The following is a 26,728-nucleotide window of genomic DNA, read 5'->3' on the forward strand; positions in this document are numbered from 1 at the left end:
GGAAATTCGTCACCAGTCCTGCGGGCCCTTGTCGACAAAGGCATCCACAAGAAAATCGATGAAGGCGCGGACCTTCGGCTGCGTGAAGCGGCCCGGCGGATAAACGGCATAAATGCCTTGGGTTTCCACCGGCAGGTCGGGAATGGCATCCTCCACCAGACCCTGTTTCATCGCGTCGGAATAGAGGTAGGAGGGCAGATAGGCGATCCCCAGCCCCGCGATGCAGGCGTTGAGCAGCGACTGCCCGTCATTGACCGACAGCCAGCCCGCCGTGCGGATCTGGCGTTTCTCGCCCGAGGGCGCCGTCACCTTCCACACATTGCCCGAAGACTGGTTGGAGTAGTGCAGCAGCTTGTGATCGTTGAGATCGTCGATGCGCGCGGGCCGTCCAAAGCGGGCGAAATAGGCCGGGGAGGCGATCATGCGCTTGGTGGTGTCGGTCAGCTTGCGGGCGCGCAGCGTGCTGTCTTCCAGTTCGCCGATGCGCACGGCCATGTCGAAGCCTTCGGAAATTAGCTCCACATAGCGGTTGTTCAGCACCATGTTCACGGTGATGTCCGGAAATTCGGCCAGAAACTCGCCCAGCATCGGGCTCAGATGATTGACGCCAAAATCCGTGGCGACGCTGATCCGCAGCAGGCCGGACGGCGCGGACTGCATCGAGGTTACCAGAGCATCCGCCTCTCCGGCATCGTTCAGCACGCGGCGGGCGCGGTCGTAATAGGCAAGGCCGATCTCTGTGGGCGAGACGCGGCGGGTGGTGCGGTTCAGCAGACGCGCCCCCAGCCGGGCCTCCAGCGAGGAGACATGCTTGGACACGGCCGATTTGGAAATGCCCATCTTCTTGGCCGCATCCGTGAACCCTCCTTGGTCCACGACAGTGGCAAAGGCCTCCATTTCGGTCAGGCGATCCATTGGCAATCCCTCGTTCTTCTGGTCCTGCCCAGCTATCCCCACAGAATGGGGCGTAACTTGGACCTCTGAGGGACAATATCTGGAATTCGGGTCAAACTGTGCGCGACGGGGAAACCCCGCCCGGCGCACGGGAAGGACCGCACCGAGGATACGCGGCGCGGCCCTCTGCCCCGGTTCACGGTCGGGGCAACGAGGTCAGGCGGCCTTGCGGCTGTGTTCGCCTTCCTCGATCTCTTCGACGATCTTCGACACGAAGGCCTTCAGGTCGTCAGGCTTGCGGCTGGTGATGATGCCCTTGTCGGTCACCACTTCCGCATCCTGCCAGTTGGCCCCGGCATTGATCACGTCGGTCTTGATGGAATGGAACGAGGTCATGTCGCGGCCCTTGGCCACGCCTGCCTCAACCAGCACCCACGGGCCGTGGCACACCGCCGCGATCACCTTGCCGCTGTTGTGGAAGTCCTTGACCAGCGACAGCACGCTCTCTTCGACGCGCAGCAGATCGGGGTTGATCTGGCCGCCGGGGATGACCAGCGCGTCATAATCGCTGGCCTTGGCATCGGCGATCTTCAGGTCGGCTTCGGCCTCGCGGCCCCAGTCGGTGCCTTCCCAGCCCTTGATGCTTTGCCCGTCCAGCGTGGCGACATGCACCTTGGCGCCCTTGGCGCGCAGCTGGTCGCGGGGAAATTCAAGTTCCGACTGTTCGAAGCCGTTGGTGGCGATGACGAGGACGTTTGCTGCGGTAATGGCAGTCATGTCTGTGTCTCCTTTTCCTGTAACGCTCTTTTGCGTCTCGGGAAAGGAACGGGCCCGGACCGCCTGTGGTTCCGCCCTGCCCGCACACGGGTTCTTGAGCGGTCAGAGCGCCAGCGCCAGCCGCACCCCCTGATCGATGGCGCGCTTGGCATCCAGTTCCGCCGCCACATCGGCGCCGCCAATCACCGGCGCGGCGATGCCCGCCCGGGCCAGCGCCTCGGCCAGACCACGCTCGGGCTCCTGCCCGGCGCAGATCACCACCGTGTCGCAGGGGATCAGATCCGGCGTGCCGTTCACCTCCACATGCAGGCCCGCCGCGTCGATATGGCGGTAGCTGATGCCGCCGCGCATCTGCACGCCCTTGGCCGCAAGGCTGGCGCGGTGGATCCAGCCGGTGGTTTTGCCCAGCCGTCGCCCGGGCCGTTCCGCCCGGCGCTGCACCAGCATCACCTGCCGCGCCGGGGCTGCGGGCTGCGGCCCTTCGGGGGCAAGCCCGGCGGGGGCAAGCGCGGGATCGGTCACCCCCCATGTGCTGCGCCAGAGCACGGGATCCAGCGTGGCGCTGGCGCCCTGATGCACAAGGAATTCCGCCACATCGAAACCGATGCCGCCCGCGCCCAGCACCACAACGCGCGGCCCCACCGGGGCACCGCGCAGCACCTCGGCATAGCCCAGCACGTTGGGCCCGTCCTGCCCGGGGATCTGCGGGTCGCGCGGGCGCACGCCCGTCGCCACCACCACGGCGTCATAGCCGCGCAGATCGTCCACGCCCGCGCTGGCCCCAAGCCGCAGCACAACGCCGGTTTCGCGCAGCATGGTGGCGAACCAGTCGACAAGGCCGTGTAACTCTTCCTTGCCGGGGATGACGCGCGCCATGTTCAGCTGCCCGCCGATCCGGTCATTGCGGTCGAACAGCGTGACATGATGCCCGCGCTGCGCGGCGGTGATGGCGCAGGACAGGCCCGCAGGCCCCGCCCCCACCACCGCCAGCCGCTTTGGCAGGGCGGCGGGCCCCAGCGGCAGCTCCGTCTCGAACCCGGCGCGCGGATTGACCAGACAGCTGGACACCTTGCCCGCGAAAGTATGGTCCAGACAGGCCTGATTGCAGGCGATGCAGGGCGCGATCAGATCGGGCCGCCCCGCCCGCGCCTTGGCCACAAATTCGGGATCGGCCAGAAACGGCCGCGCGAGGCTGACCATGTCGGCGCAGCCCTCCGCCAGCAGGCGTTCCGCCAGATCCGGCGTGTTGATCCGGTTGGAGGTGACAAGCGGCAGGCCCACCTGCCCCATCAGCTTCTGCGTGACCCATGCAAAACCGCCACGCGGCACCGAGGTGGCGATGGTGGGCACGCGCGATTCATGCCAGCCGATGCCGGTGTTGATAAGGCTGGCGCCTGCCCGTTCCACCTCCTGCGCCAGCTGCAGCACCTCGGCGAAGGGGGCGCCGCCGGGGACCAGATCGATCATCGACAGCCGGAAGATCACGATGAAATCCCGCCCCACTGCCGCGCGCACCCGGCGCAGCACCTCCAGCGGAAAGCGTCTGCGGTTCTCGGCGCTACCGCCCCAGTCATCGGTCCGGCGGTTGGTGCGCAGGCTCAGGAACTGGTTCAGCAGATAGCCTTCGGATCCCATCACCTCCACCCCGTCATACCCGGCCTCGCGGGCGCGGGCGGCGGTGGTGGCCATGTCGCGGATCTGTTTTTCGATGCCAGCCTCGTCGAGCGCGGCGGGGACATGCGGAGAGATGGGGGATTTGATGGCCGAGGGCGCCACGCAGCCGGGACCATAGGCATAGCGCCCGGCATGCAGGATCTGCAGCGCGATGCGCCCGCCGCAGTCCTGCACCCGCTCTGTCACAAGCCGGTGTCTGGCGATGTCCTGCGGCGTGAACAGCCCCGCGGCACCGGGAAACACCGCGCCTTCGGCATTGGGCGCCATGCCCCCGGTCACGATCAGCCCCGCACCGCCCCGCGCCCGGGCGGCGTAGAATTCCGCCACGCGGGTCCAGTCGCCGCGCTCTTCCAGATTGGTGTGCATCGACCCCATCAGCACCCGGTTGGGCAAGGTCACATGGCCCAGATCAAGCGGGGCAAAGAGGTGCGGATAACGGGTCATGGCGGGGCTCCTTGGGCGGAGCCTGCCATTGCGCGCGCCGCGCTGTCACGCTGGGACGTGACGTCACGGCGCGCGCCGCGCGCTAGTGCAGCGCAGAGATCTCCCGCCCCTCGGTCAGCCCCGCCACCCGATCGACGATGGTGGCGGCATCGATGCCGAAATGGTGGTAAAGATCGCCGATCGTGCCGGTCTGGCCAAAATGTTCGACGCCAAGCGGGATGGTGCGGTGCCCCGCGACCGACCCCAGCCATGACAGCGTGGCCGGATGCCCGTCGATCACCGTGACCAGATGGCAGTGCCGGGGCAGCCCGCCCAGCAGACGTTCCACGTGTGACAGCGCGTCGCGCTGGCCGCGCGCCCGCGCCCGCTGCGCCGCCGTCCAGCCCGCGTTCAGCCGGTCGGCAGAGGTGACGGCCAGCACCCCCACATCGCGCCGCCCCTCGGCCAGATGGCCCGCCGCGCGGATCGCCTCGGGGGCGACGGCGCCCTGATAGGCGATGACCACCTCGCAGTTCGGGCCCGGCGGGCGCAGCCAGTAGGCGCCGTCGATGGCGCCCTGACGGAAGGCGTCGTCATGGCGCTGGCCGGGCTGCTCCAGCGGATTGGTGCTGAGCCGCAGATAGACCGAGCCGCCGGTTTCATCGCGCAGCCACGTGCGTTCGTCGGGATCCCCTTCGCCATCGCGCTGCAGGTAGTCAAAGGCCCATTCCATGATGACCGCCAGTTCGTCGACAAAGGCGGGCTCGAAGGCGGCAAGCCCGTCCTGCGCCATGCCGATCAGCGGCGTGCTGACCGACTGATGCGCGCCGCCTTCGGGCGCCAGCGTCACGCCGGAGGGCGTGCCCGCGATCAGGAACCGCGCATCCTGATAACAGGCGTAGTTCAGCGCATCGAGCCCGCGCACCACGAAAGGATCATAGACCGTGCCCACCGGGATCAGCCGCCTGCCGAACAGCGTATGCGACAGCCCGGCGGCGGCCAGCAGCAGGAACAGGTTCATCTCGGCGATGCCCAGTTCGATATGCTGGCCCTCGGGGGCAAAATCCCATTTCGCGGTCGACGGGATGTTCTGCGCGCGGAATTCATCGGCGCGGGCATGGCGGGCAAAAAGCTTGCGCCGGTTCACCCATGCCCCCAGCCCCGTGGTGCCGGTCACGTCCGGCGAGGTGGTGACGATACGTTCGGCCAGCGCGCTGTCGCCGCGCGCCAGATCGTCGAGGATCTTGCCAAAGGCCGCCTGCGTCGACAGGCTGCGGTCGGTGGCGATCTGAAGCTGCGGCACCGGCAGGCGCGCATCGGTTTTCCGGCGCGGCCCTTCGGCGAAAAACGGCACCTCGCGCAGGAAATTCCGCAGCGCCTCGGGATCGTCCACAGCCGCAAAAGGCTCCCATTCCTGCCCTTCGGGCACGCCCATGTGCCGCTGCCAGTCGGCCATCTGCGCCTTGGTCATCAGCCCGCCATGGTTGTCCTTGTGCCCGGCAATCGGCGTGCCCCAGCCCTTGACCGTATAGGCCAGAAAACAGGTCGGGCGGTCATGGTCGATGCTGGCAAAGGTGTCGGCCATGGTCTGCACGCAGTTGCCGCCAAGGTTTTCCATAAGGTCCGCCAGCTCGCGGTCCGACCGCCGGTCGATCAGCGCCGTGACATCGCCCTGATCGCCCAAGGCCTCCATCAGGCGGGCGCGCCAGACGGCGCCGCCCTGATAGGTCAGCGCGGAATAGACCTCGTTCGGGCAGGCATCGATCCAGTCGCGCAGCGCCTCGCCCCCCGGTTCGGCAAAGGCCGCGCGCTGCAGCGCGCCATATTTCACCCGCACCACATCCCAGCCAAAGGCGGTGAAGATCTGTTCGATCCGCGACCAGAGCCCTTCGCGAACCACGCCATCCAGCGACTGGCGGTTGTAGTCGATCACCCACCAGACGTTGCGCAGGTCGTGTTTCCAGCCTTCCTGCAGGCATTCGTGGATATTGCCCTCGTCCAGTTCGGCATCACCCATCAGCGCGATCATCCGGCCCATGCGCTGCCCCTCTCCCCAGGGCTTGGCGGCGATGTAATCCTGAATGAGCGACGCAAAGGAGGTGACCGCCACGCCCAGCCCCACCGAGCCCGTGGAGAAATCCACGTCATCCACATCCTTTGTGCGCGACGGATAGGACTGCACCCCGCCGAAGCCGCGGAAATTCTCCATCTTCTCGCGCGGCAGGTTGCCCATCAGATACTGCATGGCATGAAACACCGGCCCGGCATGGGGCTTGACCGCCACCCGGTCCTGCGGACGCAGCGCGCCGAAATAAAGCGCGGTCAGGATCGACACCATGGAGGCGGAGCTGGCCTGATGCCCGCCCAGCTTGATCGCGTCCACCTTTGGGCGGATGTGATTGGCGTTGTGGATCATCCAGTGCGACAGCCAGAGCAGGCGCTGTTCGATGGTTTTCAGTGGGCTGTGCGGCATGAAACTCCTCCGTATGTCGCGGCAGGATACCACGCCCCGCCCGAGCGGATCCTTGCGATTTCCGCGCCACACGGGTTCACTGCTGGCGGAAACGCGCGTGTGGCGCGCAAACAGAGGGGATTCCGCTACGATGGACGAGGTGGATGTGCGAATCCTGCGCCTGCTGCGGCAGGACGGGCGGGCCAGCCTGCAGCAGATCAGCGACAGCGTCGGGCTGAGCCCCACCCCCGTGGCGCGGCGGCTGCGCGGGCTGGAACAGCGCGGCATCGTCACCGGCTACACCGCCCTGCTGGACGAGGCGGCGCTGGGGTTTCAGGTGTCGGTCTTCGTGTCGGTGCAGCTTGACCGGCAGGTGGATCAGGCGCTGGCGCAGTTCGAAACCGCCATCGCCACCTTTCCCGAGGTGGTGGACTGCTGGCTGATGACGGGCAACCGCGATTACCTGATGCGGGTGGTCACCGAAGGTCTGGCGGAGTTCGAGACCTTCCTGACCCACAAGCTGACCCGGGTGCCCGGCGTGGCCAAGATCGAAAGCTCGATCCCCCTGCGCCGGGTCAAGTCGGGCATCTCGCGCATGCCTTAGATGCCCGGCCTCAGGCGCGGGCGCTCCGCGTCCAGGGCTCCGCGCCCTTCACATCGACAAAGACGCGATAGACCGAGGTGGTGGCAGTGATGAACAGCCGCTGCCCGTCCGCGCCGCCGAAACAGAGGTTGGACACGGTTTCGGGGATCAGGATCTTGCCAAGCCGCGTGCCATCCGGGGCAAAGCAGTGCACCCCGTCCCCGGCAGAGGACCACAGGTTGCCCAGCACGTCGCAGCGCATCCCGTCCGGCAGCCCGCAGTCCAGCGTGGCGAAATCCCCCAAGGGGGTCAGCGTAGCCCCGTCCACCGCGTATCTGCGGATGACCGACGGCACGGTTTCGTCATGGCTCGACCCGCTTTCGGCGACATAAAGCAGGCTTTCGTCGGGCGAGAAGCAGAGCCCGTTCGGCTGCGCGAAGTCCGAAATCACCGGCACCGGCGCCCCGCCTTCGGGCGGGATGCGGAACACATGGCGCGCGCCCTGTTCGGGCTCGGCGCGGTTGCCCTCGAAATTCGACATGATGCCGTAGGTGGGATCGGTGAACCACACCGCCCCGTCGGAACTGACCACCACGTCATTCGGCGAATTGAGGCTCTTGCCGTCATGGGCGGAGGCCAGAACCGTCAGCGCGCCGTCATGTTCTGTGCGCACCACGTCGCGGAAGCCATGGCGGCAGCCGACCAGACGGCCCTGCCGGTCCCGGGTGTTGCCGTTGTTGAACCCCGAAGGCTGGCGGAACACCGACAGCCCGCCCGACTCGCACACCCGGTACAGCGTCTGGGACGGGATTTCGGAAAAGATCAGGCAGGCGTGATCGCCGAACCAGACCGGACCTTCGGTCCATGTGAAGCCGGTGCAGAGCCGCTCCAGTTGCGAGGTGGGATGCACCAGATCGCGGAAGCGGGGATCGTCGATCTGCAGATGGTCAGGCAGGCGGATCATCGCGTGGCCCTTCTTGTGCTGGCGGCAATGACAATGCCGATGATGATGGTGCCGGTCAGGATCAGCCGCACCCCGGCGCCCGCGCCGTAGGAGTTGAGCATCGAGACCACGAGAAACATGAACAGCGAGGCGCCCCAGACGCCGGGCACGTTGGAGGAGCCCCCCGCGATGGAGGTGCCGCCGATGACCACCACCGCAATGGACATGAGCAGATATTCGGTGCCCATGTTCAGCGCGGCACCGCCCGAAAAGCTTGCCAGCAGATAGCCCGCGATGGCGGCAAAGACGGTGACGGCCAGATAGGTGGCGGCGCGCACCGCCTCGACCGGGATGCCTGCCAGACGCGCGGCGCGCAGGTTCTGCCCGGAGGCAAGCAGCCAGCGCCCCCAGACCGACCGTTCCAGCAGCACCCAGATCACCACGGACAGCGCCAGCCCCACCAGCGCCACGTTGGAGATACCGAAAAAGCGGCCCGTGGCGAAATCGGCCAGCCCCTCGGGCGGCTTGATGCGCAGGCCGCGGTTCGACCAGATGGCGATGGACTGATAGACCAGCGAGGCGGCGAGCGTCGCGATGATCGGCGGCAGGCGCAGCAGGTAGATCAGCGTGAAATTGGCAAGGCCGGTGCCAAGCCCCACGAGGATGGCGACGCCCAGCCCCAGCCACGCGGTGCCCGGATCGCTGCCCATGGTCTTGAGCGCAAGCGTGCCCGCCAGCGTCATGGTGGCCGGAATGGACAGGTCCACATTGCCCGGCCCCAGCGTGATGACCAGCATCTGGCCCAGCCCCACGATGGCGGCGAAGGCTCCGAAGCTGAGCGCGGCATAGGCCAGTTCGCTGGCGCCGCTGCCCCCGGTCAGGGTGACGGTCAGCGCAAAGGCGGCGGCGGCGGCAACCCAGGACCAGAGCCATGGTTTGTGCAGAAGTTTCATCAGAGCCCCCTTAGGCCTGCGCGTCGCGGCGGGTGAACAGCAGCCGCGCCGTGAGAACCAGAATGAGGATCGCGCCCTGCGCGCCGATCTGCCAGTCGGGCGACAGCCGCAGGAAGCTGAGGAACGAAGCCGCCAGCGTCAGCGTCAGCGCGCCGATCACCGCCCCCACCGGGCTGACCTTGCCGCCGGTGAATTCGCCGCCGCCAAGGATCACCCCCGCGATGGACAGCAGCGTGTAGCGCAGCGCGATATTGGCATCGGCAGAGGTGGTAAGCCCCACCAGCGCCATGCCCGCCAGCACTCCGAAAAGCCCCGCGCAGCCATAGGCCAGCGCCTTGAGCCGGATCACCGGCCAGCCGGCCCGCGCCACCGACCGGGCATTGCCCCCCACCCCGCGCAGCACGGTGCCAAGCCCGGAGCGGATGAACAGCAGATGCGTGATCCCCGCGATCAGCACCGAGGCGACCACGGCCATGGGCACGAAGGGCGGCTTGACCGTCATCAGCGTGCGCAGCCAGTCGGGGCTGCTGCCCCCGGGCGAGGGCAGGATGAACAGCGCAAGCCCGCCCCAGACGAAGGACATGCCCAGCGTCACCACGATGGCGGGCAGATCCAGCGCATGGATCACCGCCCCCAGCGCGGCATAGGCCAGCACCAGCGCCAGCAGGATCACCAGCCCCAGCAGCGGCGTGTCGTTGAGAAAGGTCGCGACGACACAGGCCACCAGCGACACGAAGGCGCCCAGCGACAGGTCGATGTCATTCACCATGATGATGCACATCTGCGCGATGGTGGCGAGCGCGATGGGCACCGCGAGGTTGAACAGCAGGTTGACGCCGAAATAGCTCATGGCGCGCGGCTGCATGTAGAAGGTGGCGGCCAGCAGGATGGCAAGCGACAGCACCGGCAGCAGGATCCGGTAACGGGCGAACAGGGTCATGTCAGGCCTCCGCCATTTCGAAAGAGGCGCTCAGGATGCGTTCCTCGGTGATGTCGGCCCCGCTCAGTTCGGCAGAGATCTGCCCGTCGCGGAAGACGAAGACGCGGTCGCACTGGCAGACCTCCTCGGTTTCGGTGGAATACCACAGGAAGGTGCGGCCACGCGCGGCCTCGGCGCGGATCATGGCATAGACATCCTGTTTCGTGCCCACGTCGACGCCGCGCATGGGATCGTCCATCACCACCACCGGCGCGTCAGAGGCCAGCGCGCGGGCGAACAGCACCTTCTGCTGGTTGCCGCCCGACAGCGACAGGATGGGATTGGTCACGTCTTCGGTGCGGATGCCGATGCGGGCTTTCCAGTCGGCGGCGATACGGGATTCTTCGGCGCGGTCGACCAGCCCGCGCCGCGCGATGCGCGGCAGGATCGACACGGTGGCGTTGCGCAGGATCGACCACAGCGGCAGCACGCCGTCGCGGCCCCGGTCACCCGCGACAAACACCATGGGCGCAGCCTTGGGCGCGCGCCAGGACGAGGTGGCGCCCAGATAGAGCCGGGCCAGCGCCTCGGCCTGACCATGGCCCGCAAGCCCCGACAGGCCCACGATTTCGCCCCGCCGCGCGGTCAGCCCTTCGGGGGTGGTCACCACGGTCTCGCCAAAGCTGCGCGCCGCCTCGACAGCGGCGGCATCGGGGGCGACATGGCCCATGGCATCCACCAGCCCCTGCCGGGTGAAGCGGCCCGCAGGCTCGTCGGCGACCACGCGCCCGTCCTTCATCACAATAATCCGCGTGGCCACGGCAAAGATCTCGCCCAGCATGTGCGAGATGAAGATGACCGCGCCCCCGGCGGCGCAGAACCGTTTGATATGGCTCAGAAGCTGCTCCGCGATCCCCGCATCGAGCGAGGATGTCGGCTCGTCAAGGATCACCAGCCGCGCCTCGGTGCCGCGCGGGGCAAAGCCGATGGCGATCTCGACCATCTGGCGCTGCGCGATGCTCAGGCTGTCCACCGGCGCATCTGCCGCGATGCCATGGCCCGGAAACACCTGATCCAGCGCCTGCGCGATTTCCTCCCGCGCCTGACCGCGCCAGCGCAGCCCCTTCAGCGCGGCATGGGAAATGCGCAGGTTCTCCGCCACCGTCAGGTTGGGGCAGAGCGACAGTTCCTGAAACACCGACCGCACGCCCGCGCCCAGCGCGCTGCCCGCGCCGGAGGCCGGAAAGGCGACGGTGCCCGCCGACGGCGAAAGCCCGCCATTCACCACATTGACCAGAGTGGACTTGCCCGCGCCGTTATGGCCGACAAGCCCCAGACATTCCCCGGGAGAGATGGACAGGCTCACGCCGTCGAGCGCCCTGACCGCGCCAAAATGCTTGGCGGCGTCAGTCAGGGCGACGATCGGCGCAGCCGCTGCGGCTGCGCTGTGCATGAGGGTTATTTCGCCTCTGCGATGACGGCCTTCGCGTCATCCAGCGTGTAGACGGTGTTGGCGACCGAGCCTTCGGGGGTGCTTTCCAGCGCCTCGTCCAGCGTGTCCTGCGTGACCTTCAGGAAGGGCACCACCAGATCCTTCGGCACTTCCTGCCCGTCGAGGATCTGCTGCGCGACCCAGAACGCCAGCGAGGCGACGCCGGGCGCGATGGACAGCGACATGGTCTCGTAGCCGTTCGCGTCGCGCTGTTCGGCCCACCACGCCATTTCGTCCTGCCGGTTGCCCAGCACGATCAGCGGCATGTCGCGGCCTGCGGCCTTGAACGCCTCGGCGGCGCCATAGCCGTCACCGCCCTGCGTCACCACGCCCACGATCTCGGGCAGCGAGGGCAGGATGCCTGCCACGGCCTTCTGCGCGACTTCCTGCGCCCAGTCGCCGTTCACCGAGCCGGCGATGGTGAATTTGTCATGCGCGGCCACGCCGTCTTCGATGCCTGCGTGGATTTCGTCATCCACGAACACGCCCGCCAGACCGCGGATTTCCAAGAGGTTGCCGCCCTCAGGCAGACGATCCGCCAGATAGTCGACCTGTTCGCGGCCCATCGCCTTGAAATCCACCGCGATGCGCCATGCGCAGGGGGCAGTCACGATGCCGTCGAAGCTGACCACGGTGACGCCCGCATTGCAGGCCTCTTCCACGGCGCCGTTCAGCGCGGTGGGCGACGCGGCGTTGAGAATGATCGCGTCATAGCCCTGCAGGATCATGTTCTGGATCTGCGCGGCCTGTTCGGTGGCCTGATTTTCCGAGGTGGTATAGGCATCCGCCGCCGCCACCACACCGTCGGACACGGCCTGCCCGCCGACTTCTTCGAAGGTCTGCAGCATCGCCTGCCGCCACGAATTGCCCGCGTAGTTGTTGCTGAGCGCGATGCGCTTGTCGCTGGTTTCCGCCATGGCGGCACCTGCGGTCACAGCAAGCGTCGCCGCCCCAAGCAGCAGTCTGGAAATGGTCATGTCGCCTCCCTTTGCGCCCGCATCACGGCGGTGCGTCCGATCGCCCGTCCTCCACGGGCACTGGCATCATGGTGACCCTGCCCGCTGCCGCCTGTAAAGTGAGCATCCCGCAGATCGGATGCGGGAACCCGCATCTTGGCTGCGGGAATCGGTGTTTTCTTTGCGACGGACACAGGGCATTCTTGCGGAGACGCGCAAAACCCGCGTCCGGAGGAGAGATGACAGCAGCACAGATGGCAGCCGACCCGCCCGCGCGCGGGGACGTGATCCTGGGGCTTGGCGCACAGCTGGCGGGCGTGGTGGAGATTCGCTCTGCCCTGTCGGCGGTGGCGCCGCAGATCGCGGAGATCGTGTCCTATACCCATGCCGACATCTGCCTGCATGACAGCCCCGGCTGGGTGGTCAGCTACGAGGTGGGCATAGAAACGCGCTGGTCGCGCAAGCGCACGCGGGTGCAGTATTCCCCGGTGCGCGAACTGCTGACCGGACGCACCGACCTGATGCTGACCGCCAATGCGATGACCGATCCGCGCTACACCTATCCCGGCGCCTGCTGCGAACCGATCCTGAACCATCGCCTGCGGTCGCGCATCAACGTGCCCATGGTGGTGATGGGCCGGGTGATCGGCACGCTCAACGTGTCGCACAACATCGAAGGTCTTTACGGCATGGCGCAGGTGGAGGCTGTGCGGGAACTGTCGCAGGTGCTGTCGCCGCATTTCCACGCCCTGCACGCGGCGGAAAAGGCGCAGCAGGCGGCGCGGGCGCGGGCGCGGGCACAGGAACAGGCCGACGGGCTGCGGCGCGGCGCGCTGGAACTGACGCAGGCGCTGGAACAGGAACGCCAGCGCATCGGGATGGATCTGCATGACCAGACGCTGGCCGATCTGACCCGCATCCTGCGCGACCTGACCAGCGAGGCGCCACTGGACCGCGACCTGCTGGCCGAGCGCGTCACCGACACCATCGACGACCTGCGGCGGCTGATCGACATGGCGGTGCCGACGCTGCTGGATCTGTTCGGCTTTGCCCATGCGGTGCGGGTGCATCTGGAACGCGCGGTCGGCAGCGACCCGGTGACCATCGACGTGGAGGATGCCACCGAAGGCGCGCCCGACCGGCTGAACCCCACGGCGCGCACGGCGCTGTACCGCATCGCGCAGGAGGCGATCAACAACGCCGCCCGCCATGCCCGCGCCACGCATATCGTGGTCAGCATCACCCGCGATCCCGCCGCCCGGCTGCGCGTCATCATCCGCGACGACGGCTGCGGCATTGGCGCCGATGGCGGCGGGCGACATTCGGGGCTGGCGCATCTGCGCACCCGCGCGCATCTGGTGGGCGCGGATCTGGAAATCGTGGCGGATGGCGGTACCTGCGTCACCGTCACCCTGCCTGCGGGCGCGGAGGGCACGGCATGAGGGTTCTGCTGGTCGAGGATGATCCGTTCCACGCCACCTTCCTGCAGGATGTGCTGGCCGAGGCCCTGCCCGAGGTCACCGAGACCCTGCACGCCACAGATGGCGCCGCAGGCGAGGCCGAGGCGCGCGCCACCCGCATCGAAGCCGTGGTGATGGATCTGCAGATGGACCGCCGCAACGGCATCGAGGCGGCGCGCGCCATCTGGGCCGAACGTCCGCGCACCCGCATCCTGTTCTGGTCCAACTATTCCGACGAGGCCTATCTGCGCGGCATCTCGCGTATCGTCCCCGAGGACAGCGCCTATGGCTATGTGCTGAAAACCGCCACCCGCGAACGGCTGAAGCTGGCGCTGCGCGCCGTGCTGGTCGAGGGCCAGATCATGGTCGACCGCGAGATTCACCGCCTGCAGCGCCGCACCGGCTCGCCCCGGCAGGCGCTGGATGACAGCGAGTATGCGGTGCTGCTGGATCTGGCGCTGGGGCTGCAGGACAAGCTGATCGCGGAACGGCGCGGCATGTCGCTGCGCACCGTGCAGAACCGGCTGCTGTCGCTTTACGACAAGCTGGGGGTCGAGGGCGAGGACGAGGGCCCCGCGCTCAACAAACGGGTGCGGGCGCTGTCCCGCGCCTTCAGCACCCGCACGCTGAACGTGGAAACGCTGGAAGGCGCGCAGCGCGAATATGACCGCTGGCTGGTGCGGCGCGCGCGGGGCGCCGCCTGATCCCGCGCGCCCCCTTGGCGGGCGGGCTGCAGATCGGTAAGACAGCGATCCGGACCCAAGAGGAGAGCGCCGCCGTGGACAGCCAGACCCGCATCGCCCGCACCATCGCCACCGAAATTCAGGCCAGCCCGCAGCAGGTGGCCGCCGCGGTGCAGCTTCTGGATGGCGGCGCCACGGTGCCCTTCGTGGCGCGCTACCGCAAGGAAGTGACCGGCGGGCTGGATGACACCCAGCTGCGCACCCTGTCGGAGCGGCTTGGCTACCTGCGCGAACTGGAAACCCGGCGCAAGGCGATCCGCGAGTCGATCCGCGAACAGGGCAAGCTGACCGACGCACTGGACCGCGCCATCGAGGGGGCGGAAACCAAGGCCACGCTCGAAGACATCTACCTGCCCTACAAGCCCAAGCGCCGCACCCGCGCCATGATCGCCCGCGAAAACGGGCTGGAGCCGCTGCTGCGCGCCATCCTGTCCAGCCGCGGCACCGATCCGGCGGCGCTGGCGCAGGGCTATCTGGGCGAAAACGTCCCCGGCGTGAAAGAGGCGCTGGAGGGCGCGCGCGACATCCTTGGCGAGGAACTGAGCGAAAACGCCGCCCTTCTGGGCAACCTGCGCGAGTTCATGCGCGCCGAGGCGGTGATCTCTGCCCGCGTGGTGACCGGCAAGGAAGCCGAGGGCGCCAAATTCTCGGATTACTTCGACCATCGCGAAAAATGGTCCGCGATCCCGTCGCACCGGGCGCTGGCGATCCTGCGCGCCTCGAAGGAAGAGATCGTGACGGTGGAAATCGCGCCCGATCCCGACACCGCCACCCGGCGCGGCGAGGATCTGGTGGCCGCCGCCATCGGCATCCGCGGCGACGGCCCCGGCGACCGCTGGCTGCGCGGCGTGGCGGACTGGTGCTGGCGGGTCAAGCTGAGCCTGACCATGTATGTGGATCTGATGACCGACCTGCGCCGCCGCGCCCATGACGAGGCGATCGCGGTCTTTGCCCGCAACCTGCGCGACCTGCTGCTGGCCGCGCCAGCGGGCGCCAAGGCGACGCTGGGGCTTGATCCAGGCATCCGCACCGGCTGCAAGGTCGCGGTGGTGGATGCCACCGGCAAAGTGCTGGAGACCGCCACCATCTATCCCTTCCAGCCGAAAAACGACATTCGCGGCGCCACGGCCACGCTGCTGGATCTGATCCGGCGCCACGGGATCGAACTGATCGCCATCGGCAACGGCACCGCCAGCCGCGAAAGCGAACGGCTGGTGACCGATGTGCTGGGTCTGCTGCCTGCGGGGGTGAAAAAGCCGGTGAAGGTCATCGTCTCCGAAGCGGGGGCGTCGGTCTATTCCGCCTCGGAACTGGCGGCGAAGGAATTTCCCGATCTGGATGTCAGCCTGCGCGGGGCCGTGTCCATCGCGCGCCGGTTGCAGGATCCGCTGGCGGAACTGGTGAAGATCACCCCGCAGAGCATCGGAGTTGGCCAGTATCAGCACGATGTCGACCAGCGCCGTCTGGCGCAGGCGCTGGAAGCGGTGGTGGAGGATGCGGTGAACGGCGTCGGCGTCGACCTCAACACCGCCTCGGCCCCGCTGCTGGCCCATGTGGCGGGGCTGGGCCCGTCGCTGGCGCAGGCCATCGTCAGCCATCGCGACCAGAACGGCGCCTTCCGCGCGCGCAAGGCGCTGCTGAAGGTCACCGGGCTGGGCCCCAAGGCGTTCGAGCAATGCGCGGGTTTCCTGCGCATCCGCGACGGCGAAGAGCCGCTCGATGCCTCCTCGGTCCATCCCGAGGCCTATGGCGTGGCGCGACGCATCGTGAAGGCCTGTGGCCGCGACATCCGGCAGATCATGGGCGACGGGCAGGCGCTGAAGGGCCTGCGCGCCGAAGAATTTGTCGATGACCGTTTCGGCCTGCCCACGGTGCGCGACATCCTGTCGGAACTGGAAAAGCCGGGCCGCGATCCGCGCCCGGATTTTGTCACCGCAAGCTTTGCCGAGGGCGTGGACAGCATCACCGACCTGCGCCCCGGCATGCTGCTGGAAGGCACGGTGACCAATGTCGCGGCCTTTGGCGCCTTTGTGGATATCGGCGTGCATCAGGACGGGCTGGTGCATGTCAGCCAGCTGGCCGACCGGTTCGTGAAAGACCCGCACGAGGTGGTGAAGGCGGGCGATGTGGTCAAGGTCCGGGTGACCGAGGTGGACGTGCCGCGCAAGCGCATCGGCCTGACCATGCGCAAGGATGGCGGCGGCGAAAAGCCCGCGCCGCGCGGCAAGGACAGCCCCCGCCCGCTGGGCAAGACCCCGCGCGGCCCGATGCAGGCCGCCCCCAAAGGCGCGGGCGCCGGTCAGGGCGCGCTGGGGGCAGCGCTTCTGGATGCGATGAAGCGCAAGCCCTGAGCGCGGCACGGGGGGCAGGCTGCCTTGCCCCCTGCCCCCGCCGTCAGGCCTGCACGAAGGCCAGCAGATCGGGGTTGATCACCTCGGGATGCGTGGCGAACAGACCATGCGACAGGCCGGGATAGACCTTGAGCGTGCCGTTCCGCAGCAGCGTGATGGCCTTGTGCGCGGAATTGGCGATCGGCACGATCTGGTCGTCTTCGCCATGGATCACCAGCACCGGGATGGTCAGCGCCTTCAGATCCTCGGTGAAATCGGTCTCTGAAAAGGCCTTGATGCAGTCGTAATGCGCCTTGGCGCCCCCTGCCAAGCCCTGCCGCCACCAGTTCTGGATCAGGCCCTGATGCACCGTGGCCCCCTCGCGGTTGAAGCCGTAGAACGGCCCCGACGGGATATCGAGGAAGAACTGCGCCCGGTTGGCCGCCAGTGCCGCGCGGAAGCCGTCGAACACCTCCAGCGGGATGCCGTCGGGGTTGCTGTCGGTGCGGGCCATCACCGGGGGCACGGCGCCGATCAGCACGGCCTTGGCGATGCGGCCCGGTTCGGCACGGGCGGCATAGCGCGCCACCTCGCCCCCGCCGGTGGAATGGCCGATATGGATCGCATCCCGCAGATCCAGCGCGCGGGCCAGATCGATGACATCCTGCGCGTAGGTGTCCATGTCATTGCCGGTGTCGGTCTGGTCGGACCGGCCATGGCCGCGGCGGTCATGGGCGATGACGCGGTAGCCGCGGTCCAGAAAATACAGCATCTGCGCGTCCCAGTCATCTGCCGACAGCGGCCAGCCGTGGTGGAACACCAGCGCCTGCGCGTCGCGCGGGCCCCAGTCCTTGTAAAACAGCGTGGTGCCGTCGCGGGTTTCAAACGTTGCCATGGGGAAATCTCCTGTGGTCTGTGCAAAGGTGGTGCGGGTCATCAGCAGAAGGGCAGCCGTGGCGGCCCCGGGGGATCTCAGTGTGCGGCGGGTCAGGCCTTGATCAGCGTCGGTCCTTTCCGGTTCGACTGGATCACCCTACCCAAGACGGGGCAGCAAAGGACGTGGCGGAAATGACAAATACCGTGGCAAAACGGACAAAACCCTCGGACCCCGGACCTGCCGCCGAAATCGGTCTGCTGATCTACCCGGACTGCCAGCTTGCGGCGATCTACGGGCTGACCGACCTGTTCCGCATCGCGGGCGAATGGTCGGGCGCGCCCGCCCGGCACATCCGCGTCACCCACTGGCAGGCGACGGGTGACAGCGTCACCTGCATCTGGGACAGCCATCCCGGCGCCCCGCACCGGCTGAGCCATGCCATCACGCCGCCCAGCCTGATCCAGCCCGACCGCATGGCGCCGCAGCCCATTGCCGCACGCTGGCTGTCCGCGCGCCATGCCGAAGGTGCGACGCTGTGCTCGGTCTGCGCGGGCGCGTTCGTGCTGGCAGAAACCGGGCTGATCGACGGGCGGCGCGCCACCACGCACTGGGCCTTTGCCCGCCAGCTTGCCGAACGCTTCCCCAAGGTGCAGCTTGCCGACAGCATGATGGTGGTGGACGAGGGTGACATCCTGACGGCGGGCGGGATCCTCGCCTGGGCCGATCTGGGGCTGACGCTGGTGGGGCGGCTTCTGGGGCCGGCCACGATGCTGGCCACCGCGCGGTTCCTGCTGATCGAGCCGCCCCGCCACAGCCAGCGGCCCTTTGCCCAGTTCATCCCGCGCTTCGACCATGGCGACGACCCGATCCGGCAGGTGCAGCATCAGATCCACGCCGAAGCCGCCACGCTGGAGGGGGTGGCCGATCTGGCCGGGCGCGCGGGCATGACCAGCCGCACCTTCCTGCGCCGGTTCCGCGCCGCGACCGGCATGACCCCGGTGGAATATCTGCAGCAGGTGCGCATCGCCAAGGCACGGGAGGCGCTGGAGCGGACGCTGCTGCCGGTGGACCGCATCGCATGGGATGTGGGCTATTCCGACGCGGCCACCTTTCGCAAGCTGTTCCAGAAGCTGGCGGGCCTGCCTCCCGCCGCCTACCGCCAGCAGTTCGGCATCGCCCCCGAAGAGCGCGCGCCCCCTCCCGCCAAGGGCTGAGACGGCGCTGCCGGGGGCGGGTCAGCGGCGCCTGATCCTGCCCCCGGCGGGCTTGGTCAGGCGCGCATCTGGCGGGCCAGCGCGGCCCAGCGGGCGGTGCGCGCGCCCTGATGCCGCGCCGCCTGCAGCACCGGTTCGGGCAGCGCCGCGCCGCGCGGATCGGTGAAGCTGGTGCCATAGGGGTTGCCCCCGGCGGCATCGATCGAAGGATCGGTATAGCCCGGCGGCACAAGGATCGCGCCCCAGTGATAGAACACGGTCTGCAGCGCCAGCAGGGTGGCTTCCTGCCCGCCATGGGCATTGCCCGCGCCGCCGAAGGCGCTGGCCACCTTGTCGGTCAGATGGCCCGCCATCCACAGCCCGCCGCAGCTGTCGATGAACTGCTTGATCTGCGCGGCGGGCAGACCAAAGCGGGTGGGCGTGCCGATGACAAAGCCATCGGCCCATTCCATGTCGGCATGGGTGATTTCGGGCACGTCGCGGGTCGCCTCCAGATGGGCGCGCCATGCGGGCATGCTGTCGATCGCGGCCTCGGGGGCCAGTTCGGCGGCGCGGCGCAGCCGCACCTCGGCGCCGGTGCTGGCAGCCCCCGCAGCAACCGCCTCGGCCATGGCATGAGTGCCGCCGGTGCTGCTGTAGTAAAGGACGGTCAGACGGGTCTGGACAGAGCTGGTCATCGGTTGTTTCCCTTGCTTGATGGCCGGACCCTAGCCCCGCGCGGGATCTGTCAGTAGCCGGTCATTTCCCGTTTCACTGTTCCCCCAGGTGGACAATCGCGATGCCAAAACTGCCCAGCCTCGATGATCTCGCCCATTTCCAGAAGGTGATGGACAAAGGCTCCTTCGCCGCCGCCGCGCGCGAACTGGGCCTGCCGAAAAGCACCCTGAGCAAAAGCATCGCCCGGCTGGAAACCGATCTGGGCGTGCGGCTGATCGAACGGACCACCCGCAGCCTGCGCCCCACCGAGATCGGGCGCATCGTCAGCGCCCATAGCCGCGACATGGTCGAGGCGTTTCAGGCCGCCCGGCTTGCCGCCGCCGCCGTGATCGAGGGGCCATCGGGGCGGCTGCGGGTCAGCTGTCCGCAGGGCCTGCTGGAAAACCTTGTGGACGAGGTCATCCTGACCTTCCTGCCGACCTATCCCAAGGTAGAGGTGGAGCTGCTGGTGCAGGGCCGCCCGGTCGACCTGATCACCGACAATGTGGACATCGCCCTTCGCGCCCGCACCCAGATGGAGGCGGGCGCCTCTTTCGTGACGCGGCGGCTTGGGCTGTCGCGCGGCATCCTTGTCGCCGCCCCCGCGCTGCTGCGCGCGGCCCCGGGTCTGCGCGACCTGCGCGACATCGCGGAGCTTCCGGCGCTGGTCCTGCCCGGAGAGGAAGGCGACTGGCGCATGGTGGACCAGACCGGCGCCGTCTCGACGGTGCGCGTGGCGCCCCGGCTGGTCACCAGCAATATGGAAACGCTGCGCCGCGCGGCGGTCCGGGGGCTGGGCGTGGCGCAGCTGCCCGAACATTTCTGCGCGCGCGAGATCGCGGCGGGGGAACTGGAGCGGATCCTGCCGGATCTCACCACCCATGTCGGCACGATCTACGCCGTCTACTCGCGCGAAACCGCCCGCGCCCCGGCGCTGCGGGCCTTCATCGACCATCTGGTGCTGGAGTTTCAGACCCTGTCCGGCCCGGCCTGACGGGCGCGACGGCAGCGGTCGAGGTTCACTGAACCAAAGAGCAGACCCCTGACCCGGACGCAGCAGCCAGGAAAGACTGGTGATCCCGGCAGGACTTGAACCTGCAACCTGCCCCTTAGGAGGGGGCTGCTCTATCCAGTTGAGCCACGGGACCACGCGCCGTTCCATAGCGCGATGCGGCGGGCTTGTCATCCCGGAAGCGACGCTGCGGCCCTGCCCGGCGGGGGGGCGCGGGGAAATCGCCGCGGGCTGCGGCAAGACCTTGTGCGCGCGGGGGAAACGGATAACATCCCCGGTAATTTCCGCATCAAGGAGGCCCCGCCGTGGCAGACGATGATCCGCGCCCGCTGACGCTCAGAGACGTGTCGGAAGCTTCTGGCGTGTCGGAAATGACGGTCAGCCGGGTGCTGCGCAACCGGGGCGACGTGTCGGAATCGACCCGTGCCCGCGTGCTGGAGGCGGCCAAGACGCTGGGCTATGTGCCCAACAAGATCGCCGGGGCGCTGGCCAGCCAGCGCGTCAATCTGGTGGCGGTCATCATCCCCTCCATGCGCAACATGGTCTTCCCCGAGGTGATGGCCGGGATTTCGGCGGTGCTGGAACAGACCGACCTGCAGCCGGTGGTGGGTGTGACCGACTACCTGCCCGAAAAAGAAGAGCGCGTCCTTTACGAGATGCTGTCATGGCGGCCCTCTGGCGTGATCATCGCGGGGCTGGAACATACCGAAGCGGCCAAGGCCATGATGAAAGCCTCCGGCATTCCGGTGGTGGAGATCATGGACATCGACGGCACGCCGGTGGACTGCGCCGTGGGCATTTCGCACCGCCGCGCCGGGCGCGAGATGGCGCGGGCGATCCTGCGCGCGGGCTATCAGAAGATCGGCTTTCTGGGCACCAAGATGCCGCTGGACCACCGCGCCCGCAAACGGTTCGAAGGCTTCACCGAAGCGCTGGCCAAAAGCGGCGTCGAGGTGGTGGATCAGGAATTCTATTCCGGCGGCTCCGCGCTGAAAAAGGGCCGCGAGATGACGCAGGCGCTGCTGGAGCGCGAGCCGGAGATTGATTTCCTTTACTACTCCAACGACATGATCGGCGCGGGCGGGCTGCTGTACCTGCTGGAGCAGGGCCGCGACATTCCCGGTTCCATCGGGCTTGCCGGGTTCAACGGCGTGGAACTGCTGGAAGGGCTGCCCCGCCGTCTGGCCACGATGGACGCCCATCGCGAGGAGATCGGGCGCAAGGCCGCCGAGATCATCGCCGCGCGCACCGAAAACCCGGCGGCGGAGTTCGAGCGGATCGTCGAGTTGACCCCCAAGATCACCTATGGCGACACGCTGCGCCGCTAGCCGTCAGAGCAGCGGGCGCATGTCCGGCAGGGCGGCATCGGCCAGCGCCACCTCGGCCAGCGTGTCCACATCGGGGATGCGCAGCCTGCCCTCCCCCCAAGAGGCCAGCTGACGCTCGCGCAGCCGCGCCAGCGTCTTGTTGGTATGGACCAGCGACAGGCCCAGCGCATCGGCCATGTCCTGCTGACGGTAGGGCAGCGGCACCTCGCCCTCCTTGCCGATGTCGAGCGCGCGCAGCCGCTGGTAGACTTTCAGCAGCGCCCAGGCGACGCGCTGCGTGCCGGTGCGCTGGCCCAGCGTGGCCACGGTCTCGCCCAGGAAATGCTCTTCGGTGGCGGTGATCCATGTCACGTCATAGGCCAGAGAGGGCTGGTTGCGGAACAGCGTCCACAGGTCGTCCCGTTTAAAGACACAGAGCCGCATCGCGGTGGTGGCTTCCACCGAATGCTTCATCTCGCCCAGCAGCCCCGCATGCAGCCCGACCAGATCGCCCGGGAACAGGAAATTGATGACCTGCCGCCGCCCGTTCTCGAGTGTCTTGTAACGTAACCCCATGCCGTCGAGCACGGTATAGAATTGCGGCGCGGTCGAGCCCTCGATAAGAATATGAGTGCCGGGATCTACTGTCAGTTCCCCTGATTTGAAGCGCGCCAGGAAGTCTATCTGCTCCTCCTCGAAAGGCCGGAAGAAAGACTTCCGGCGCAACGGGCAGGTTTCACAGGAAATCGATGTCATGGGGTAAAAACCGTGTGGGGTGTATGTCGTAGTTTAATGCAGGGTCACCGGAATGGTTCCATGGTGCAGCTTCAGGATCCGGAGAATTTGCCATGACCGCGGAACAGGCCCTGTTGCCTGCAAGAACCTATCTCGTGCTGCTGAAAGACAGCTTCGTCGCTGAAGACGTGGTGCGCGCCATCGCTGCAGAAGTGGGAGCGGAGGGCGTGCTGACCGCCAGCAGCGCCGAGACGGCGCTGGCCTTGCTGCACGACCACGGCCCGGTCGAGGTGGCGCTGGTGCAGATGGGTCCGGAGGAGCTGCGCACTTCGGCGCTGGGTCAGGCGCTGATCCTCGCGGGCACCCGAATCGCCCTCACCGGCTCTGCTGCCGAAGAAAGCCGCGCGGCAGAGTTCGAGGTTCTGCACCGCCCCTTCACCGACCGCGACCTGTGGTCCAGCCTGATCCGCGCCAGCGCAGGCTAGGGCCGGTTTTCTGTCATATCCCTGTCACGTGTCGCGGCTATGTGTCGCCGCGTCCATAAGTGCTGACGCCGTGCCGGACCGATCATCCCCATCCGGCCCCCCAAGGCGACTGACAGGTGATTTAAGCACGAAGGGGTGACGCCATGCGTCACCCCGTTTTTCTGCCTGCCATTGCTGCGCCTTCAGACGCCGCTGGCGGGAATGCTGCTGCGGGGCACCGGGCGCGGCGCCGTCAGATCCTTCCACGACGACAGCGCCCGGTTGACCGGCCCCGCGGGCGGGCGGCTGACGAAGCGGCCCTGCCCCTCATGCGATGTCAGGGCGCCCTCGGTCACCACGACCCTGCCGCGCGACAGCACGAAGCGCGGCAGCCCGCAGACCTCCATGCCTTCGAAGACGTTGTAATCGATGGCCGACTGCTGGTCCGCGGCAGAGATCACGCGGCGCCGCGCCGGATCCAGCACCACGATATCCGCATCCGCCCCTTCCATGATCGCGCCCTTGCGCGGATAGAGGTTGAGGATCTTGGCGATATTGGTCGAGGTGACGGCGACAAATTCCTCGGGCGTCAGCCGCCCCGTCGCCACCCCCGCCGTCCACAGCATCGGCAGCCGGTCCTGCAGCCCGCCGGTGCCATTCGGGATCTTGGTGAAATCGCCAAGCCCGGTGCGTTTCTGCGCAGTGGTAAAGGCGCAGTGATCGGTCGCCACGCAGGACAGCGACCCCGCCGCCAGACCCGCCCACAGGCTGTCCTGATGCGCCTTGTTGCGGAAAGGCGGCGACATCACCCGCCGCGCGGCATGATCCCAGTCGGGATGGGCATAGGCGCTGTCATCCAGCACCAGATGCTGGATCAGCGGCTCGCCCCAGACGCGCTTGCCCTGCTGGCGGGCGCGGCGGATGGCCTCATGCGCCTCCTCGCAGCTGACATGCACCACATAGAGCGGCACCCCCGCCATGTCGGCGATCATGATGGCGCGGTTGGTGGCCTCGCCCTCCACTTGCGGCGGGCGGGAATAGGCATGTGCCTCGGGGCCGGTATTGCCCGCCGCCATCAGGCTGCGCTGCAGCTCCGCCACCACATCGCCGTTTTCGGCATGAACCAGCGGGATCGCCCCCAGCTCGGCGCAGCGGCGGAACGAGGCGAACATCTCCTCGTCATTCACCATCAGCGCGCCCTTATAGGCCATAAAATGCTTGAAGCTGGTGATGCCACGCTCGCGCACCACCGCCTCCATCTCGGAAAACACCTGTTCCGACCACCATGTGACCGCCATGTGGAAGGAATAGTCGCAATGCGCGCGGGCCGCCTTGTTGTCCCACATCTTCAGCGCGTCGAGCAGCCCCTGCCCCGGCGCGGGCAGCGCAAAATCCACCACCATCGTGGTGCCGCCCGCCAGCGCGGCCCGGGTGCCGCTGTCGAAATCATCCGCCGAATAGGTGCCCATGAAGGGCATCTCCAGATGGGTATGCGGATCGATCCCGCCCGGCATCACATAGCAGCCGCTGGCATCCAGCACGCTGTCGCCCGCCAGATCGGGCCCGATGCGGAGGATCCGCCCGTCCTCGATCAGCACATCCGCCGCGCGGCTCAGATCGGCGGTGACCACGGTGCCGCCCTTGATGACTGTGGACATGTCCTGCTCCCTGTCGCGGACCAGCCCCTTCTTCTTGGTCCAAATATCCCGGGGAGTCCGCGGCCCCCGGCCGCGGACGGGGCAGAGCCCCTGTCAGCGCAGAAGTTCCGCTGTCTCCAGCACGGCGTGGAACAGAACCTCCGTCCCCGCCGCCGCCCAGTCCTTGCTGATCTCCTCTGCCTCGTTATGGCTCAGCCCGTCGACGCAGGGACACATGATCATCGTGGCGGGCGCCACCTTCGCCGCCCAGCAGGCATCGTGCCCGGCCCCCGACACCACATCCATATGGCTGTATCCCAGTCGTTCGGCGGCACCACGCACGCTGCGCACCAGATCCGGCGCAAAGGTGACCGGATCAAAATGCCCCACCACCTCCACCGCGCAGCCCACGCCCAGCTCGGCACAGATCGCGGGCGCGCGCGCCTCCACCTCGGCGCGGAGCGCATCCAGTTTCGCCTGATCGGGAGACCGCAGATCGACGGTGAAGACCACCGATCCGGGCAGAACGTTGCGCGAATTCGGCAGGAACCGCGCCTGCCCCACGCCGCCCATGGCATCGGGCTGCGCGGCCATCGCCACCTCCTGCACCATCTCGATGATCCGCGCCATGGCGAGCCCGGCATTGATCCGCATCGCCATCGGGGTGGACCCGGTATGCGCGGCGCGTCCCGTCAGGGTGAATTCCAGCCACCACAGGCCCTGACAATGGGTGACCACGCCAATCTGCCGGCCTTCCGCCTCCAGAATGGGCCCCTGTTCGATATGCAGTTCGTAATAGGCGTGCATGCGGCGCGCGCCCACCTCCTCGGTGCCCTTCCAGCCGATCCGCGCCAGTTCCTCGCCATAGCTCCTGCCCTCGGGATCGGTGCGGCCATAGGCGTAATCCAGCGTGTGCACCCCGGCAAAGACGCCGGAGGCCAGCATGGCGGGCGCAAAGCGCGCGCCTTCCTCATTGGACCAGTTGGTGACCACGATGGGATGCCGGGTGCGGATGCCAAGATCGTTCATGCTGCGCACCACCTCCAGCGCGCCCAGCACCCCCAGCACCCCGTCATATTTGCCGCCCGTCGGCTGGGTGTCGAGATGCGAGCCCATATAGACCGGCAGCGCCTCCGGATCCTCGCCCGCGCGGGTGGCGAACATCGTGCCCATGGCATCCAGACCCATGGTCATCCCCGCCGCCTCGCACCAGCGCTGGAACAGCGCGCGGCCTTCGGCATCGGCATCGGTCAGGGTCTGGCGGTTGTTGCCCCCCGCAACTCCGGGGCCGATCCGGGCCATCTCCATCAGGCTGTCCCACAGCCGGTCGCCATTGATGCGCAGGTTTTCTCCCGCTGCCGCCATTCTGCCCTCCATTCCGCCCGTCCCGGCGCGCAGCCTGCACAGACGCGGCGATTTTTTACCGTTTGGTCAAGCCACGATTGCAATCCGCCCCAAGCCTGTCAAGAAAACCCCCACGGGGCAGGGTCCGGCAGTGTCCCGCAGCGCCCGCAAAAGCAGCAGAGGAGCCCCATGGAGGCGACACCGGCCAAAAAGACCAGCCGCATCCAGACCAGAAACCGCCGCCGCATCCTTGAGGCGGCGCTGGAGGTGTTTTCGCAGCAGGGGTTCCGCGGCGCGACTCTGGACCAGATCGCCGATGCCGCAGGCATGTCGAAGCCCAACCTGCTCTATTATTACGAGAGCAAGGAAGCCATCCATGTCCAGCTGCTGAATGCGCTGATGGAAAAATGGCTCGCGCCGCTCGACCATCTCGATCCGGCAGGTGAGCCGCTCGACGAGATTCTGGGCTATGTCCGCCGCAAGATGGAGATGAGCCGCCGCTTCCCGCGGGAAAGCCGTCTCTTTGCCAATGAGATCCTGCAAGGCGCCCCCCGGATGCACCCCCATCTGCAGCACAGGCTGAAGCCGCTTTTTGACACCAAATGCGCCCTGCTGCGGCGCTGGATGGACGAGGGCCGTCTGGCCAAGGCCGATCCGGCGCAGGTTCTGATCTCGATCTGGGCGCTGACCCAGCATTATGCGGATTTTGACACGCAGGTCCGGATTCTGGTCCCCGACGAGTCCGCTGGATGGCGCGCGGCGCAGGACCATGTGCTGACGGTCGTTCGGAAGCTGCTGACCCCGGCACCTCCCGCCCCTGCAGCGTCAACTCTGCGTTAATCA

23 protein-coding genes and 1 tRNA gene are annotated in these 26,728 nt (G+C 67.5%); 9 read left to right on the top strand and 15 right to left on the bottom strand.

Going from position 1 to position 26,728, the window contains the following annotated elements:
* Nucleotides 1-9: 9 nt before the first annotated feature.
* The 4 genes from BLR51_RS03240 to BLR51_RS03255 form a co-directional block, all read right to left on the bottom strand.
* The gene (locus tag BLR51_RS03240; protein WP_089843776.1) at nt 10-915 is read right to left on the bottom strand and encodes a LysR family transcriptional regulator; all 906 of its coding nucleotides are present in this window, start codon (nt 913-915) and stop codon (nt 10-12) included.
* Between the two features lie 195 nt (nt 916-1,110).
* On the bottom strand, nt 1,111-1,671 hold the full coding sequence (locus tag BLR51_RS03245) for a type 1 glutamine amidotransferase domain-containing protein (protein ID WP_089843780.1): 561 nt from the start codon (nt 1,669-1,671) through the stop codon (nt 1,111-1,113).
* Between the two features lie 102 nt (nt 1,672-1,773).
* Complete coding sequence (locus BLR51_RS03250; protein WP_089843784.1) at nt 1,774-3,789, bottom strand: NADPH-dependent 2,4-dienoyl-CoA reductase; 2,016 nt, start codon at nt 3,787-3,789, stop codon at nt 1,774-1,776.
* Nucleotides 3,790-3,871: 82 nt separating this feature from the next.
* Nucleotides 3,872-6,241: a thiamine pyrophosphate-binding protein gene (locus BLR51_RS03255; protein ID WP_089843787.1), complete on the bottom strand. Its 2,370-nt coding sequence runs from the start codon at nt 6,239-6,241 to the stop codon at nt 3,872-3,874.
* Between the two features lie 130 nt (nt 6,242-6,371).
* Between BLR51_RS03255 and BLR51_RS03260 the strand changes: the two genes are divergently transcribed.
* Nucleotides 6,372-6,824: an Lrp/AsnC family transcriptional regulator gene (locus BLR51_RS03260; protein WP_089843792.1), complete on the top strand. Its 453-nt coding sequence runs from the start codon at nt 6,372-6,374 to the stop codon at nt 6,822-6,824.
* Between the two features lie 10 nt (nt 6,825-6,834).
* Here BLR51_RS03260 and BLR51_RS03265 read toward each other — a convergent pair whose 3' ends face one another.
* Genes BLR51_RS03265 through BLR51_RS03285 form a run of 5 tightly spaced genes read right to left on the bottom strand, consistent with a single transcriptional unit; the run spans nt 6,835 to nt 12,087 of the window.
* Nucleotides 6,835-7,767 carry an SMP-30/gluconolactonase/LRE family protein gene (locus tag BLR51_RS03265; protein WP_089843795.1) on the bottom strand — a complete coding sequence of 311 codons (933 nt, stop codon included), beginning with the start codon at nt 7,765-7,767 and terminating at the stop codon, nt 6,835-6,837.
* Nucleotides 7,764-8,699 (bottom strand): ABC transporter permease, encoded by a 936-nt coding sequence (locus BLR51_RS03270; protein ID WP_089843798.1) that lies wholly within the window; start codon nt 8,697-8,699, stop codon nt 7,764-7,766. Before BLR51_RS03270 ends, BLR51_RS03265 begins: the two co-directional genes overlap by 4 nt.
* A gap of 10 nt (nt 8,700-8,709) precedes the next feature.
* Nucleotides 8,710-9,639 carry an ABC transporter permease gene (locus BLR51_RS03275; RefSeq protein ID WP_089843799.1) on the bottom strand — a complete coding sequence of 310 codons (930 nt, stop codon included), beginning with the start codon at nt 9,637-9,639 and terminating at the stop codon, nt 8,710-8,712.
* A 1-nt stretch (nt 9,640) separates the two neighbouring features.
* A complete protein-coding gene (locus BLR51_RS03280) occupies nt 9,641-11,071 on the bottom strand; it encodes a sugar ABC transporter ATP-binding protein (RefSeq protein WP_089843802.1) in 1,431 nt (476 codons plus the stop codon).
* A gap of 5 nt (nt 11,072-11,076) precedes the next feature.
* Entirely contained in the window at nt 11,077-12,087 is a 1,011-nt protein-coding gene (locus BLR51_RS03285) for an ABC transporter substrate-binding protein (protein WP_089843805.1), read from the bottom strand.
* 218 nt (nt 12,088-12,305) lie between these two features.
* Between BLR51_RS03285 and BLR51_RS03290 the strand changes: the two genes are divergently transcribed.
* From BLR51_RS03290 to BLR51_RS03300, 3 genes are all read left to right on the top strand, one after another.
* Nucleotides 12,306-13,508, top strand: a complete 1,203-nt coding sequence (locus BLR51_RS03290; RefSeq protein WP_242656627.1) for a sensor histidine kinase — start codon at nt 12,306-12,308, stop codon at nt 13,506-13,508.
* A complete protein-coding gene (locus tag BLR51_RS03295; RefSeq protein ID WP_089843811.1) occupies nt 13,505-14,230 on the top strand; it encodes a response regulator transcription factor in 726 nt (241 codons plus the stop codon). The genes BLR51_RS03290 and BLR51_RS03295 overlap by 4 nt, the downstream gene beginning before the upstream one ends.
* A 74-nt stretch (nt 14,231-14,304) precedes the next feature.
* Complete coding sequence (locus tag BLR51_RS03300; RefSeq protein WP_089843813.1) at nt 14,305-16,620, top strand: Tex family protein; 2,316 nt, start codon at nt 14,305-14,307, stop codon at nt 16,618-16,620.
* Nucleotides 16,621-16,663: 43 nt separating this feature from the next.
* On the opposite strand, the gene BLR51_RS03305 is transcribed toward BLR51_RS03300, so the two are convergent.
* Nucleotides 16,664-17,494 (bottom strand): alpha/beta fold hydrolase, encoded by an 831-nt coding sequence (locus BLR51_RS03305; protein WP_165616722.1) that lies wholly within the window; start codon nt 17,492-17,494, stop codon nt 16,664-16,666.
* A gap of 173 nt (nt 17,495-17,667) precedes the next feature.
* Here BLR51_RS03305 and BLR51_RS03310 point away from each other — a divergent pair, with 173 nt between their 5' ends.
* Nucleotides 17,668-18,690 carry a GlxA family transcriptional regulator gene (locus BLR51_RS03310; RefSeq protein WP_089843820.1) on the top strand — a complete coding sequence of 341 codons (1,023 nt, stop codon included), beginning with the start codon at nt 17,668-17,670 and terminating at the stop codon, nt 18,688-18,690.
* Between the two features lie 56 nt (nt 18,691-18,746).
* Here BLR51_RS03310 and wrbA read toward each other — a convergent pair whose 3' ends face one another.
* Entirely contained in the window at nt 18,747-19,367 is a 621-nt protein-coding gene (wrbA, locus tag BLR51_RS03315; RefSeq protein WP_089843824.1) for an NAD(P)H:quinone oxidoreductase, read from the bottom strand.
* A gap of 101 nt (nt 19,368-19,468) precedes the next feature.
* Between wrbA and BLR51_RS03320 the strand changes: the two genes are divergently transcribed.
* The gene (locus tag BLR51_RS03320) at nt 19,469-20,380 is read left to right on the top strand and encodes a LysR family transcriptional regulator (RefSeq protein ID WP_089843827.1); all 912 of its coding nucleotides are present in this window, start codon (nt 19,469-19,471) and stop codon (nt 20,378-20,380) included.
* Between the two features lie 77 nt (nt 20,381-20,457).
* On the opposite strand, the gene BLR51_RS03325 is transcribed toward BLR51_RS03320, so the two are convergent.
* Nucleotides 20,458-20,534, bottom strand: a tRNA-Arg gene (locus BLR51_RS03325).
* Between the two features lie 169 nt (nt 20,535-20,703).
* Here BLR51_RS03325 and BLR51_RS03330 point away from each other — a divergent pair.
* On the top strand, nt 20,704-21,726 hold the full coding sequence (locus BLR51_RS03330; protein ID WP_089843830.1) for a LacI family DNA-binding transcriptional regulator: 1,023 nt from the start codon (nt 20,704-20,706) through the stop codon (nt 21,724-21,726).
* 3 nt (nt 21,727-21,729) lie between these two features.
* Here BLR51_RS03330 and BLR51_RS03335 read toward each other — a convergent pair whose 3' ends face one another.
* Nucleotides 21,730-22,461 (bottom strand): Crp/Fnr family transcriptional regulator, encoded by a 732-nt coding sequence (locus BLR51_RS03335; RefSeq protein ID WP_089843833.1) that lies wholly within the window; start codon nt 22,459-22,461, stop codon nt 21,730-21,732.
* 92 nt (nt 22,462-22,553) lie between these two features.
* On the opposite strand from BLR51_RS03335, the gene BLR51_RS03340 reads away from it, so the two are divergent.
* Nucleotides 22,554-22,925 (top strand): hypothetical protein, encoded by a 372-nt coding sequence (locus BLR51_RS03340; RefSeq protein WP_089843836.1) that lies wholly within the window; start codon nt 22,554-22,556, stop codon nt 22,923-22,925.
* A 182-nt stretch (nt 22,926-23,107) separates the two neighbouring features.
* Here BLR51_RS03340 and hydA read toward each other — a convergent pair whose 3' ends face one another.
* Nucleotides 23,108-24,562: a dihydropyrimidinase gene (gene hydA, locus BLR51_RS03345; RefSeq protein WP_089843841.1), complete on the bottom strand. Its 1,455-nt coding sequence runs from the start codon at nt 24,560-24,562 to the stop codon at nt 23,108-23,110.
* Nucleotides 24,563-24,655: 93 nt separating this feature from the next.
* Complete coding sequence (locus tag BLR51_RS03350; protein WP_089843844.1) at nt 24,656-25,906, bottom strand: Zn-dependent hydrolase; 1,251 nt, start codon at nt 25,904-25,906, stop codon at nt 24,656-24,658.
* 168 nt (nt 25,907-26,074) lie between these two features.
* On the opposite strand from BLR51_RS03350, the gene BLR51_RS03355 reads away from it, so the two are divergent.
* On the top strand, nt 26,075-26,725 hold the full coding sequence (locus BLR51_RS03355) for a TetR family transcriptional regulator C-terminal domain-containing protein (protein ID WP_089843848.1): 651 nt from the start codon (nt 26,075-26,077) through the stop codon (nt 26,723-26,725).
* Nucleotides 26,726-26,728 lie beyond the last annotated feature (3 nt).

Source organism: Salipiger marinus (assembly GCF_900100085.1).
Classification (GTDB): domain Bacteria; phylum Pseudomonadota; class Alphaproteobacteria; order Rhodobacterales; family Rhodobacteraceae; genus Salipiger; species Salipiger marinus.